Raw genomic sequence first — 13,373 nt, 5'->3', positions numbered from 1 at the left:
GGAAAAGGAACCCCCCATGGACCTCGACATCGTTGCGCTCTCGCGATTGCAGTTCGCGCTGACGGCGCTCTATCACTTTCTCTTCGTGCCGCTGACCATCGGCCTCGCCGTGATCCTCGCGATCATGGAGACGGTCTACGTCATGACGGGCCGCACCGTCTGGCGCGACATGACGAAGTTCTGGGGCGTGCTCTTCGGCATCAACTTCGCGATGGGCGTGGCCACCGGCATCGTCATGGAGTTCCAGTTCGGCATGAACTGGAGCTACTACAGCCACTACGTCGGCGACATCTTCGGCGCGCCGCTGGCCATCGAGGGGCTGATGGCCTTCTTCCTCGAAGCCACCTTCGTCGGCCTGTTCTTCTTCGGCTGGGACAAGCTCAGCAAGGTCGGCCACCTGGTGACGACCTGGGCGGTGGCGATCGGCTCCAACTTCTCGGCGCTGTGGATCCTGATCGCCAACGGCTGGATGCAGAACCCGGTCGGCTCGGCCTTCAACCCTGAAACCATGCGCATGGAGGTGACCGACTTCTTCGCGGTCTTGACGAACCCCGTGGCGCAGGCCAAGTTCGTGCACACGGTGTCGGCGGGCTACACGGTCGCAGCGATCTTCGTGCTGGGCGTGTCGGCCTGGTACCTGCTCAAGGGCCGGCATGTGCAGCTCGCCAAGCGCTCGATGACGGTGGCCGCATCCTTCGGGCTGGCCGCATCGCTGTCGGTCGTCGTGCTGGGCGACGAGAGCGGCTACCTGTCGACCGAGCACCAGAAGATGAAGCTCGCCTCCATCGAAGCCATGTGGAAGACCGAGCCTGCCCCGGCGGCCTTCACCGCCTTCGGCTTCCCCGACCAGGAAGCGCGCGAGACGCACTACGCGATCCACATCCCTGCGGTGATGGGCCTGATCGGCACGCGTTCGCTCGACACCGTCATCCCCGGCATTGAAGACCTGGTCAAGCTCGCCGAGCAGCGCATCCACGAAGGCATCAAGGCCTACGACGCGCTGCAGACGATCCGCGCCGCCGGCAGCACCGCCGCCGTGCCCGCCGATGCGAAGGACGCCTTCGAGGTCAACGGCCACGCGCTGGGCTACGCGCTGCTGCTCAAGCGCTATGTCGACGACCCGCGACAGGCCACGCCGGCACAGATCGCCAAGGCCGCGTGGGACACCGTGCCCGCGGTCGCGCCGCTGTACTGGTCCTTCCGCATCATGGTCGCGCTGGGCATGTTCTTCATCCTGCTGACCGCCACCTTCTTCGTGCTCTCGACACGGCGCCGGCTCGACGCGCACCCGTGGCTGCTGAAGGTCGCGGTGTTCGCGATCCCGCTGCCGTGGATCGCCGCCGAGTGCGGCTGGATCGTGGCCGAGGTGGGCCGCCAGCCCTGGGTCATCGAAGGGGTGCTGCCCACTGCGGTGGCCGTGTCGAACCTCGGCGCGACCACGCTGCTGATCACCATCGCCGGCTTCGTGGCGATCTACACCACGCTGTTCTTCATCGAGATGAAGCTGATGCTCAAGGCCATCCGCAAGGGGCCCGAGGAGCACACGGAGCCACCGCCCGCGCCATACCGTGCCGACGCCTCGCCCGCGCTGCGCGCGCCGTCGCGCCCGCTGGCTGGCGCCGCCGAATAACCGAGGAGCACCCATCATGATTCTGAGTGAACTGATCTCCTACGAAACCCTGCGCTTGATCTGGTGGCTGCTGATCGGCGTGCTGCTGGTCGCCTATGCGGTCACCGACGGCTTCGACCTCGGCGTCGGCATGCTGCTGCCCTTCGCGGGGCGCGACGACCACGAGCGCCGCGTGATGATCAACAGCGTTGGTCCGGTGTGGGAAGGCAACCAGGTCTGGCTGATCCTGGGCGGCGGTGCGATCTTCGCGGCCTGGCCGCAGCTGTACGCGGTGTCCTTCTCGGGCTTCTACCTCGCGATGTTCGTGATCCTGGTCGCGCTCATCCTGCGGCCGGTGGCCTTCAAGTTCCGCGGCAAGCGTGAAGAGCCGGCCTGGCGCGCGCGCTGGGACGCGGTGCTTTTCCTGAGTGGCCTGGTGCCGGCGCTGATCTATGGCGTGGCCGTGGGCAACGTGCTGCAGGGCGTGCCCTTCCGCTTTTCGTCGGACATGCACATCTTCTACGACGGCAGCTTCTTCGGCCTGCTCAACCCCTTCGCGCTGCTGTGCGGGGGGGTGTCGGTCGCGATGATGCTGATGCACGGCGCGGCCTGGCTGCAGCTCAAGACCGCCGGCCCTGTGGCCGAGCGTGCACGGCGCTACGGCAGCTGGGCGGCCGTCGCCACGCTGGTGCTCTACGCGCTGGCCGGTGTCGCGTTGTGGCTGTGGATCGACGGCTACCGCGTGACCAGTGCACTGCCGACCGGCGGCCCGTCGAACCCGATGCTCAAAACGGCGGCACTGCAGCCCGGCGCCTGGTTCGTCAACTACGCGGCGCGGCCGTGGCTGTGGGCCGCACCGGTGCTCGGCCTGGCGGGTGCGTTGCTGGCGCTGATCGGCCTGCGGGCGCGGCGCGAGGTCGCCACGCTGCTGGCGAGTGGCCTTTCCATCACCGGCATCGTGCTGAGCGTCGGTGCCTCGATGTTCCCGTTCATCCTGCCGTCGTCGATCGACCCGCGCGCCAGCCTCACGGTGTGGGATTCGTCATCCAGCCACCTCACGCTCTTCAACATGCTGGTCGCCACCGCGATCTTCCTGCCGCTCATCATCGCCTACACCAGCTGGGTCTACCACGTGCTGTGGGGCAAGGTCGACGCCGACGCGATCCGCGAAGACCGCGGCCACGCCTACTGAACGCCCACGAATCAACGAAAGAGAAAACCATGTGGTACTTCGCCTGGATCCTGGGGCTGCCGCTGGCGGCCACCTTCGCGGTGCTCAACGCGATGTGGTACGAGCTGATGGAAGACGACGCCATTCGGCGGGACAAGCTGGAGAAGCCTTGATGCGTCGTTGTTCCGGCTCGCTGACGCATCGCCATTGATAAGTTGGGGTGGTACCGAGGGCGGTGGATGCGTTGCGTGGGCTGCTGCCGGTTTCAAGGACACCTTGTTAGGGTGTGAAATGAAACCGGAGGTGGTTCATGGAAACGCGAAGGCAATTCAGCCCAGAGTTCAAGCTTGAGGCTGTCAAGCTGGTGAGGAACGAGGCGTGTCGGTAGCGCAGGCTGCACGCGACCTCGATGCGCACGAGAACGTGCTGCTCAAATGGGTACGTGAGGCGGCTGTGGTCGCGGCCGTCTGAGGTTCTTGCATCAACTCACTCACGGTGTGCGCTTGCTCGCTCCCCGACTGTTCCCATGCCACTGCGGCCAGTCACCAGTGTGGCGGCACTGCGTCCCGTCAAAAACCGACACGGGGTTTCGCGCCGTTCGATTGACGGCGCCGTGCGTTGATCTTCAAGTCTGCTTTCGCCAGTTCGGGGCCTGGCTCTCGAGATGTCCACTGATGAAATCCATCAGTGTCCGCGTCGCGACAGTAGGGAAGCGCGTCGACGTCGTGATCATGTAGATGCTATCGCCTACCCCCTCCGCATCACAGTTCTCCAGGACCTCTCTGACGGTTCCTGCCTGAATCTGCCGCCAGACGGCGTAGCGTGGCAGAAGCGCCACCCCGAGCCCCGCCATCATGGATTCGAACAGGAAGGGATAGTCGCCTGATTGGATTCGCGGGCTGACGCGAATGGTCTGGGGGTTGCCGGCGATCATGAGCTTCAAGTTGAAGCGCCTGCCCAGCGACTGCGGGGTGATGAGATCACAGCTCTCGAGGTCGGCCATGTTGATGATCGGCGAGCGCGCGTCCAGGAAGGTTGCGGCCGCGCACAAGCACCAGCTGACATCGCAGATCCGCCGGGCGACATGGTCCTCGGGGGGCTGAGAGGTCACCTTGAGGGCGACATCGATCTCTGCCGAGATGAGATCACCGATGCTGTCGTTGATCACGACCCGCAGCGAGATCTCTGGGTGCCTGCGGGCGAAATCGAGCAACACCGGTGTGAGATAGAGGTGTGCCAGCCCGGTCGGCAGACGAACCCGAACGTCTCCGCGCACGGTCTTTCCGAGGCTGTCGATCGATGCGGTCGCCGACCGAAGTTCTTCCAGCATCCGCAACGCGTGGGCATAGAGGAGCTGCCCCGCCTCGGTGAGTTCCGCGTGGCGTGTCGTCCGTCGCATCAGCTGTGCACCGACGGCCTTCTCAAGGATCTTCAGGCGCCTCGACGTGTTGGAGCGTGTCATGCCGCTGCTCGCCGCGGCGGCCGTCAGCGACGGCGACTCCACCATGGTTACGTACAAGCGCATGAGATTGAGGTCCAGACTATTGTCAATCATGAGTCAACACAGGTGGCACAGATGCAGTGATTGTCGCCTGGGTGGTGCACAAATAGAATTTGTGACGGGGCCTTGTTTCTTTGAAATTGGCAATCGCGCAGAGGCTGGGCTCGCTGAAACGCAACAAAAACGGAGACTATTCATGAACAACTTTCGGCTCCTCCTCGCCCGCCGGGCATGCTTCCTGTCCAGTGTCGCGCTGGCCGCGATGAGCGCGCTGCCAGGCACGAGCGCCGCCCAGGATTACCCCAAGCAGCCGATCAAGCTGGTGCTCCCGTTTCCGCCCGGTGGGCCGACAGATCTGCTTACGCGGGTTGTGTCGGTCAAGATGGGCAACGCGTTGGGCCAGAACTTCATCATTGATAACAGGGCCGGTGCCAGCGGGATGATCGGCGCCGAGGCGGTCGCTCGCGCCGCACCTGATGGCTACACGATCCTCTCCAACGCGTCGCTGCACATCATCACCCCGATCGTGCAGCCCAAGATGCGCTACGACGCGATCAAGGACTTTGCTCCCATCACCCAGCTCGCCGATGTGCCGCTTGTTCTGGTGGTGAATAACGCGTCGCCGATCAAGACCGTCGCCGACCTCATCGCGCTCGCGAAAAGCCAGCCTGAGCCGCTCAATTTCGGCTCTCCGGGCGCTGCGTCGTCACAGCACCTGGCCGGCGAGTCGTTCAAGCTGACGGCCAAGGTGCCGCTGCAGCACGTTCCCTACAAGGGCAGTGCACCCGCCCTCACTGATCTCATGGGGGGGCAGATCCAGCTGATGTTCGACTCGATGCCTTCGGCCATGCCGTTCATCAAGTCAGGCAAGCTTCGCGCAGTGGCCGTGACAACCGCCAAGCGATCAACCGCTTTGCCGAACGTACCTACAGTGGCCGAATCCGGCTTGCCGGGTTTCAACATCAGCACATGGTACGGCCTGTGGGCGCCCCGTGGCACGCCTGCATCCATCGTGAATCAGCTCGCGACCCAGGCCGCGCAGGCGCTCAGGCAACCCGACGTACATAAGCAGTACGTGGAGATGGGTGCCGAGCCCGTGGGTTCGACGCCCGAAGAATTCACCAAGTACATCACGGCCGAGCGCGCGAAGTGGGAAGAGATCGTTCGCAAGGCCGACGTGAAGGCAGGCGAGTGACGCGTGATGCGGCCTCGGCTGCGGCACAAGCCTGTATGAGGTTGCAGCCTGAGGTCCGGGAGGCGCCAGATGCAAAGCAATGACCCACGAAGCACCGTGACCCGATCCGAGGTGTGTTCTCTTTCGACGGTACGGCGCGTGGCCGCCATGTTGAACACGGAGCCGGACTCGATGCACGAGGGACTTCCCCTGCCGCGCGGATGGCAGTTCATCCTGCTCGGCGCAGACACGCCCCGGAAAGCATTGCGCAGCGATGGCTTCCCCGGCCTGGGCGTGCCGCTTCCCGATCTGGGCCTGCCGCGCTTGATGCTGGCGGGACGCACGGTCAACTACCTGGCGGACATCCCCGTCGGCGCGGCGCTTCGACGGTCCAGTTGGATCGAGGACATCGTCAAGAAGGAGGGCGCATCGGGGCCCATGGCGCTTCTCACGGTCGGTCACCGACTCGTTTTTGGCGACGAACTGGTGTTGAAGGAGACGCAAACCTACGCGCTGCTCGCGGCGGACCGCGAGCGAGCGGCGAGACCTTCCGACGTGGCGTATACGCCATCGTCTGGCGGCGTGCAAAGGACGATCGTGCCCGACGAAACGCTGCTCTTTCAATATTCGGCGCTCGGCTTCAACTCCCACAAGATCCATATCAATCGGCAGTATGCGCAGGAGGTCGAAGGATTGCCCGATCTGGTGGTCAATGGGGGCCTGATCACGCTGCTGATGACCGAGTTCGTCGCGCACGACTTGGCGGCAATGCCCCTTCGTCTGCAGACGCGGCATCTCGCGCCGCTGTATTGCGATCGACCGATCACGATGGTGGCCGAGAAGGTCGGCCCGGCGTGGCAGGTGAGCGTGCTCGACGACCAAGGCGTGCTCTGCGCCAAGATGGAAGTGGAAACACAATGAGCTTCGAACCACTCAAAGGGATTCGCGTCCTGGATCTCACCAGCGTCGTTGTCGGGCCGGTGTCCACCTGGCGACTCGGCCAGTACGGGGCCGAGATCATCAAGGTCGAAAGTCCGGGCGGCGACCTGATGCGTGGCCTTGGCGGACCTTCGCCGACAGGTCAGCATTCGGGAACTTACTTGCACCTCAACCGGGGCAAGCGCAACGTCTGTTTGGATCTGAAGGCACCGGATGCACGGGAGGCGCTGGACCGCTTGTTGGTCACCGCGGATGTTGTCGTCGCGAACATGCGGCCAGATGCGCTCGCGCGTTTGGGGCTGGATCCAGCCACGGTACGGTCGCGGTACCCGGACAAGATCTATTGCCTCATCACTGGCTATGGTACCGACGGCCCCTACGCCGGGCAGCCCACCTACGACAGCGTCATCCAGGGTGCGACAGGCATGGCCGGCTTGGCGATGCGGCGTGACGGTGCACCCGCCTACGTGCCGATGCTCATCTGCGATCACGTGGCCGGCGAGATCGCCGCAGGGGCCATCCTTGCCGCGCTGGTGGAGCGCGGCGAGACAGGCAATGGCTGCAGCATCGAGGTGCCCATGTTCGAGACCATGGCCGCGTTCGTGCTTCAGGAGCACCTGGCACAGGCCACCTTCGATCCGCCCGTAGGGCCGGCAGGAGATCTCCGATTGCTCAGCCCGCACAACAAGCCGGTCGCTACGGCGGATGGATGGATATCGTTCACCGTCAACACCGACGCGCAGGTGCGTGCCTTTCTGGCGGTGACCGAACGGCATGCGCTCCTGGACGATCCGAGGTTCGACAGCGTGTCAGGTCGTGCACGCAATGTGGCCGAGTGGTTCGAGGTCCGAGGCGCGCCGCTTACGCACAAGAGCAGCGACGAGTGGCTGAGACTGCTGCAGGACGCCGACATCGCGGCCCAGCCATGCCATACCCTCGAATCACTGCAGAGGGATCCCCATCTGCAGGCGGTCGGACTGTTGCAGGAGGAGCGGCATCCAACGGAGGGGATGACGAAGGTCCTTCGTGCATCGATAAAAGTCGATGACGCGTACCTGCCGCTTCGAGGCCCCGCACAGCCTCGCGGCTGGGAGACGGAGGCCGTTCTGCTAGAGCTTGGCCTCGCCGAAGAAAGCATCGAGCGGATGATGGGTGTAGCAATCGCCTCGCAGACGAATAAGGGCAGCGAACGAATTCGCAACTGAGTTCCCAATGCTCTGTCCAGCTGATGCGTGATCAAAGAAGGTGCGGCGTTGGAGTCCAGCACCACCAGGCCGGCGAAATGGCGGGGAGCCGGTGCTGAAGTGCGCGACGGACTGTTCTCCGAGCTGCGCCAATGAACACAAGCTGGCTGCTGAAGGGGCCAGGGGTCGACCCTTCGCGGCTGCATAGGCACGGACGGACGGAGGGGCCGGCTAGCTTCCTATGATCGCGGACGGCGTGACCTCGCTGCGGGTGGCTCGGCCGCTGGACGAACGACGGGATTCGCTTGTTGCGGCGTCTTCTGTGCAATGCTGGTCCCGCCGACACGGGCAGAGAGCGTTCGCGCAGCAACACCCAATGCTTCTTGCACCTGGGGGATGGACTTGCGCTGACTCTGATCGATTCGCTCCGCATACGGGACCGTCAGAGCCGCGATTGCGCGACCCTGGGTGTCAAGGATCGGGAAACTCACGGCGTAGAGGCCTCGCACCTGAACGCTGGGGATGGACTCGAAGCCACTGGCCCTCACCGAATCCAGAACGCTCTGGATCTGCGAATCTGCTTGACCAGGACGCCTTTGCACAGATTCCTCGATCCGCAGTCTGCGCGTTTCCTGATCCTGGAAGGCGAGCAGCACGCGTCCCGAAGCGGAAATCAGCACGTCCAGTTCGGCACCCACCCTGACGGCGAACCCCATCCCGCTCGGCGTATCGGCCTTGCAGATCACGATCTGCTTGCCCTGCCCGTAGACGGTGAGATGGCACGACTGATCGAGTTCGCTGGCCAGCCGCTGCATGATGGGCACGGCCTCCACCAACAGGCGATGGGTGGGTGGATTGATATGGGACAGCTCGAACAACTTGGTCGTGATGGCGTAACTGTTCTCGTCGACGGGTGCGACATAGTTGCGGCTGATGAGGCAGGCGAGCATTCGGTAGATCTCGCCGACGCTGCGGCCCATCACCAGCGCGATCTCTTTCTGCGACATCGGAACCTCGCTCGTACAGAGGATCTCCAGGATGTCCAGGCCTTTTTCCAACGCCGGCGCCGAATAGCTTCGGCCTTCCGGTTCAACATCTCTCAGATCGTCTTTCATTGCCAACTTTCGCGTCTCGGTGGAAGAGGGAACGGCCACGCTGTGCGCCCCTGATCATCGTACCAATGAAATCAGGAATGCATCCCTAAAGAACATGGGCTTGATTCGCGCCTGCGCAGGCGCGGCTGCCTTTTGAGGCCTCAACGTGACTTGCTTCGTGCGTGATGTACGCATCGAATCCGATAGGCGGAGCAGGAGGCGACCCCGCGAATCTTGAGATCGGGGTGCGTCCCGCCGTTTCGCAACCGTTTTTCTTATGCAATCTGGCATGCATCCATGAAGCTGCGGGCCAGAAAACGATTGTGAGTCACCTTCTGAAATGAGGCTAGGTGTTTTCACCTATGCATCATTGACTTCATAGATGAATCAAAATATCGTGACGCTGAGCTTCGATTAACGGTCTTCACACGGCTGTCTCGAAGTCCGATCCGCGCTGAATGACCGTGTCGGTCCCGCGCACCACCCCGACTACCCAAGGATGCGACATGAATTTCAAGTTTCACCACATGAACCTGTGCACGGACAGCCTGCCCAGGCTCACCAAGTTCTATCAAACCCTGTTCGACCTGGGAACGATCAAGGACGAGGAGCACACACGGGTCGATGCCAGCAGCGATCGCACCGGCTACAACGGCAAGGTTGACTTTCTGAGCGACGGCGCCATCGAGTTTCATTGGGCCGAACGCGATATCGATACAGGCTTCAAGATGAAGCAGATCGTCAACCCGATGGCGCGTGGCCACTTTTGCTTTCGCACGGACGACATCAAGGGCTTCATGCGCAAGTGCGACGAGCTGGGCATCCGCTACTCCGACTACGGAAAGTGGGCCATTTCGGGCTGGTACCAGGTGTTCCTGCAGGACCCGGACGGCAACGTCATCGAAGTCCATCAGCCCGGCATGTGACAGCCATGCTCGTCAAAGACAAAGTCTGCGTCATCGTTGGAGCGGCTTCGCCGCGAGGGATCGGTTATGCAACTGCAGCGCTGTTCGCCGAGCATGGCGCAAGACTCGCGGTGGTCGATCTCGCCATGACAGAAGCCGTGAGCATCGAGATCAAAGCGTCCATCGAAAACGCTCTCGGCCGGGATGTGGAACTGATCGGCGTGAAGTGCAACATCGCCGACTTCGATGATTGCGCAAGGATGGTCAGCGAGGTGCTGTCGCGCTATGGCGCCATCGATTGCCTGGTCAACAGCGCCGCGGTCGTGAAATCACACCCTTTGCTGGCGATCCAGGACGAGGACTTCGATCTGGTGACAGCCGTGAATCTGAAGGGGACATTCAACCTGTGCAAGAGCGTTCTACCTGTTCTTTGCGAGCGTAAGAGCGGCACGATCATCAACTTGGCCTCGGTGGCGGCGCAACGCGGCGGAGGTCTTGTTGGCGGCGCGCACTATGCAGCCTCCAAGGGCGGAGTCATCAGCCTGACCCGCTCCGTGGCACGCGAATTCGGTCCCCAGGGTGTGCGCGCCAACGTGGTCTGCCCCTCGATGACAGAGACCGGAATGTTGGACGGCAACGTCACCGAAGACCAGTTCAAGGAGATCGTGGCCGGCATTCCACTGAAACGAGCGGGAAAGGCGCGAGACATTGCCGGGGCCTGTCTGTTTCTCGCCTCGGACCTGTCGGCCTACGTCACGGGAGCCACCTTGGACGTGAACGGCGGCAGCCATATCCACTAGCGGCTGCGTGAGCCGAGACTGATTTTCAAACCGCGCGCACGTCGCGCTTCAAAAACCAAGAGGCCGCGGGCCCATCGGAGACATACATCATGCAACGTCGTTTCGCTCTCAAGACGCTGGCAGCCACTGCCACGGCCGCTTCCCTGCCAGGCTTCGCGTTCGCGCAGGGCAACAAGATATCCATGAAGCTGGGCATCTCGCTTGCACAGTCGCATCCCACGGTGGTGGGTCTTCAAGCCGCTTGCGCGGAAATTCTCAGGGAGTCCAACGGACAGCTGGCGATCGACGTGTTTCCCAACAGCCAGCTTGGCAGTGACACGGACATGATCTCGCAAGTCCGCTCGGGTGCGATCGAGATGATGTCCACCGCGAGCGGCGTGTTCGCCACGCTCATCCCGAGTGCGGCGGTCTCGGTGACACCTTTCGTTTTTGCTGATCTGGAGACTGCGTTCCGCGCAATGGACGGCGATCTGGGCGACCACATTCGTACGGGGTTCACCAAGGTCAACTTGGTGCCGGTGGGAAAGGCGTGGGATCACGGATTTCGTCACGTGACGATGAGCACCAAGCCTGTCAGCTCACCGCAAGATCTGCAAGGGGTCAAGCTTCGGGTACCGGCAACGCCTGTGCTCCAGCAGACCTTCAAGGCGCTCGGAGCGTCTCCGACCACCATCGGCATCGGCGAGGCCTACACGGCATTGCAGACCAAGGTGGTCGACGGGCAGGAGAACGGACTGGCCATCATCGAGGCGCAGCGCTTCTACGAAGTCCAGAAGTACTGCTCCCTCACGGGCCATGCCTGGGAGTGCTTCTGGATCGCGGCGAATCCACGGGCATGGAATGCGGTGCCTGAGAACCTGCGCCAGATCGCGACGCGGGCCTTCGAGTCCCATGCCGTGAAGACGCGCGCAGCGATGGCCACGCTCAACAGTTCATTGCAGGAAAGCCTCACCAAGCGCGGCCTGACCTTCAATACGGTGAGCCAGCAGCCGTTTCGCGAAGCCCTTCAAAAGGCCGGGGCGTACAAGGAGTGGAAGAGCAAGTTCGGTGAGGAAACCTGGGTGCTGCTGGAGAAGTACTCCGGCAAGCTCGCCTGAAGAGGACACGACATGACTCACGCAAGCCAAGCGGGCGCCATGCCGGTGCTAGAAGACGGCGTGTTCCCGACGGCGGAGCGGGTCCCGCCCAAGTCGGGTTGGATCGTTCCCCTCGAGATCATTGCGGCCGCGTTGATCGCTGGGATCGTCTTGCTCCTGTTCGGCGGTGTGGTGTCTCGGTACGTCTTCTCCAGGCCCATCGACTGGATCGACGAGACGGTGTCGATGGCCTTCATATGGGTCGGAATGCTCGGCGCAGGCATCGCGATGTACCGCAACGAGCATTTGCGATTGGCGACCTTCGTCGACATGCTGCCCGCGGGGAGTCGCGAGTTCGTCAATGCTATCGCCCTTGTCTGCGTTGCCGTTTTCCTGGTCGCTCTCATCCCGCCGGCGATGGAGCATGCGAAGCAGGAGTGGATCATCGAGATGCAGACTCTCCACATCCCGAACAGCTTCCGGGTGGGCGCCATTGCGGCCGGTGCGCTGCTGATGCTCGCTATTGTTGTCCAGCACGCGTTGCGGACGATCGGAAGGACGCCGCTGGCCACCGCTGTCGCAGTCGTCGGCGCAGCGGTGCTGGCCTTCTATCTCCTGTCTCCGGTGATCTCGCAATTCAAGGTTGGCGGTCTCGTGTTTTTTCTGGTGGTCGTCGTCGCATTGTTGCTGGCTGCGGGTGCGCCCATCGCGTTCTGCTTCGGGCTCGGTGTGATGGGATACCTGGCGTTCGGCACCTCGGTGCCGATCGGCGTGATCGTCGGGCGCATGGACGAGGGGATGTCCAACCTCGTGTTGGTGTCGGTGCCCGTGTTCGTCCTGCTCGGATGTGTTCTGGATGCGACCGGCATGGGCAAGGCCATCATCGACATCCTCGCGGCGCTCATCGGGCATATCAAGGCAGGCATGTCCTATGTGCTGCTGGGGTCGCTCTTCATCGTCTCGGGCATTTCTGGTTCCAAGGTGTCCGACATGGCCACGGTGGCGCCCGCGCTTTTTCCGGAGATGACACGTCGCGGCAACAAGCGTCCGGAGATGGTGGCGCTTCTTGGAACCGGCGCCGCGATGGCGGACACGGTGCCGCCCAGCATTGTGCTGATCGTGCTGGGCTCGGTGGCCGGGGTGTCGATCGCCGGCTTGTTCCAGAGTGGTTTCGTGATCGCGATGGTGCTGCTGTTGACGCTCGTGGCGGTGGCCCGCTGGAAGGCAAGAAACGAGCAGAACGACGGCACGAAGCGCCCGCCATGGAACCGTATTGGACGTCTGGCTCTGGTTGCGGCGCCTGCACTGGCACTTCCTTTCCTGATCCGCAGTGCGGTTGGCGAGGGCGTGGCCACTGCCACCGAGGTGTCCACCATTGCCGTGATCTACGCCATGATCGTCGGTCATGTGCTCTACGGTGGCCTGCGCTGGAAGACGCTCTACGGGATGCTGGTCGAGACGGCAGCGCTGAGCGGGGCGATTCTGATGATCCTTGGCACGGCATCGGCCATGGCCTGGGGAATCACCCAAAGCGGCGTCGTGCAGGTGATGTCGCAGTTCCTCACGACCTTGCCAGGCGGATCCATCGCCTTCATGGCCGCGTCGATCGTGATCTTCATCGTCCTCGGATGCCTGCTCGAAGGCCTGCCTGCGGTACTGCTGCTGGCACCCATCATGTTTCCGATCGCCAAGAAGCTGGGCATCCACGACATCCAGTACGCCATGGTGATCGTCTCGTCCATGAACATCGGGCTGATGCTGCCCCCGGTCGGGGTCGGCTTCTACGTGGCCTGCCGGATCGGGGAGGGCAAGCCGGAAGAGGTGATGCGTGCCATCTGGCCCTACATCATGGCCTTGCTCATCGGCGTGATCATCATCGCGTGCGTGCCAGCGCTTTCCACTTTCGCCTTGTAAAGAGCA

General features: G+C 62.9%; 12 protein-coding genes and 1 pseudogene. 11 read left to right on the top strand and 2 right to left on the bottom strand.

From position 1 onward, the window contains the following. Window positions 1-16 precede the first annotated feature (16 nt). The 4 genes and pseudogenes from ACSFA2_RS18895 to ACSFA2_RS18880 form a co-directional block, all read left to right on the top strand. Window positions 17-1,630, top strand: a complete 1,614-nt coding sequence (locus tag ACSFA2_RS18895) for a cytochrome ubiquinol oxidase subunit I (RefSeq protein WP_435456856.1) — start codon at window positions 17-19, stop codon at window positions 1,628-1,630. 16 nt (window positions 1,631-1,646) lie between these two features. After that, the gene (gene cydB / locus ACSFA2_RS18890; protein WP_435456855.1) at window positions 1,647-2,801 is read left to right on the top strand and encodes a cytochrome d ubiquinol oxidase subunit II; all 1,155 of its coding nucleotides are present in this window, start codon (window positions 1,647-1,649) and stop codon (window positions 2,799-2,801) included. Between the two features lie 29 nt (window positions 2,802-2,830). After that, window positions 2,831-2,953 carry a cytochrome bd-I oxidase subunit CydX gene (cydX, locus tag ACSFA2_RS18885; protein ID WP_435450255.1) on the top strand — a complete coding sequence of 41 codons (123 nt, stop codon included), beginning with the start codon at window positions 2,831-2,833 and terminating at the stop codon, window positions 2,951-2,953. A gap of 137 nt (window positions 2,954-3,090) precedes the next feature. Further along, window positions 3,091-3,227: pseudogene (locus ACSFA2_RS18880) on the top strand (transposase); the annotation flags it as partial. 178 nt (window positions 3,228-3,405) lie between these two features. Here ACSFA2_RS18880 and ACSFA2_RS18875 read toward each other — a convergent pair. Further along, a complete protein-coding gene (locus ACSFA2_RS18875; RefSeq protein ID WP_435456854.1) occupies window positions 3,406-4,335 on the bottom strand; it encodes a LysR family transcriptional regulator in 930 nt (309 codons plus the stop codon). Window positions 4,336-4,477: 142 nt separating this feature from the next. Between ACSFA2_RS18875 and ACSFA2_RS18870 the strand changes: the two genes are divergently transcribed. The 3 genes from ACSFA2_RS18870 to ACSFA2_RS18860 all read left to right on the top strand — a co-directional run bounded on the left by ACSFA2_RS18870 (window position 4,478) and on the right by ACSFA2_RS18860 (window position 7,599). Further along, window positions 4,478-5,476, top strand: a complete 999-nt coding sequence (locus ACSFA2_RS18870) for a Bug family tripartite tricarboxylate transporter substrate binding protein (RefSeq protein ID WP_435456853.1) — start codon at window positions 4,478-4,480, stop codon at window positions 5,474-5,476. 96 nt (window positions 5,477-5,572) lie between these two features. Continuing rightward, window positions 5,573-6,376: an HTD2 family dehydratase gene (locus tag ACSFA2_RS18865; protein ID WP_435456852.1), complete on the top strand. Its 804-nt coding sequence runs from the start codon at window positions 5,573-5,575 to the stop codon at window positions 6,374-6,376. Next, window positions 6,373-7,599 (top strand): CaiB/BaiF CoA transferase family protein, encoded by a 1,227-nt coding sequence (locus ACSFA2_RS18860; RefSeq protein WP_435456851.1) that lies wholly within the window; start codon window positions 6,373-6,375, stop codon window positions 7,597-7,599. The genes ACSFA2_RS18865 and ACSFA2_RS18860 overlap by 4 nt, the downstream gene beginning before the upstream one ends. A 218-nt stretch (window positions 7,600-7,817) precedes the next feature. Here the strand turns inward: ACSFA2_RS18860 and ACSFA2_RS18855 are convergent, their stop codons facing one another. Further along, window positions 7,818-8,693 (bottom strand): IclR family transcriptional regulator, encoded by an 876-nt coding sequence (locus tag ACSFA2_RS18855; protein WP_435456850.1) that lies wholly within the window; start codon window positions 8,691-8,693, stop codon window positions 7,818-7,820. Between the two features lie 485 nt (window positions 8,694-9,178). On the opposite strand from ACSFA2_RS18855, the gene ACSFA2_RS18850 reads away from it, so the two are divergent. The 4 genes from ACSFA2_RS18850 to ACSFA2_RS18835 all read left to right on the top strand — a co-directional run bounded on the left by ACSFA2_RS18850 (window position 9,179) and on the right by ACSFA2_RS18835 (window position 13,367). After that, window positions 9,179-9,598: a VOC family protein gene (locus tag ACSFA2_RS18850; RefSeq protein ID WP_435456849.1), complete on the top strand. Its 420-nt coding sequence runs from the start codon at window positions 9,179-9,181 to the stop codon at window positions 9,596-9,598. A 5-nt stretch (window positions 9,599-9,603) separates the two neighbouring features. After that, window positions 9,604-10,377: an SDR family NAD(P)-dependent oxidoreductase gene (locus ACSFA2_RS18845; protein WP_435456848.1), complete on the top strand. Its 774-nt coding sequence runs from the start codon at window positions 9,604-9,606 to the stop codon at window positions 10,375-10,377. A gap of 89 nt (window positions 10,378-10,466) precedes the next feature. Beyond that, entirely contained in the window at window positions 10,467-11,474 is a 1,008-nt protein-coding gene (locus tag ACSFA2_RS18840) for a TRAP transporter substrate-binding protein (RefSeq protein ID WP_435456847.1), read from the top strand. Window positions 11,475-11,486: 12 nt separating this feature from the next. Beyond that, on the top strand, window positions 11,487-13,367 hold the full coding sequence (locus ACSFA2_RS18835) for a TRAP transporter large permease (protein WP_435456846.1): 1,881 nt from the start codon (window positions 11,487-11,489) through the stop codon (window positions 13,365-13,367). Window positions 13,368-13,373 lie beyond the last annotated feature (6 nt).

The organism is Variovorax cryoconiti, assembly GCF_051216395.1.
GTDB lineage: Bacteria > Pseudomonadota > Gammaproteobacteria > Burkholderiales > Burkholderiaceae_C > Variovorax.
Note: the sequence above shows the minus strand (reverse complement) of the source record. Positions and strands in the feature narration are given on the sequence as shown.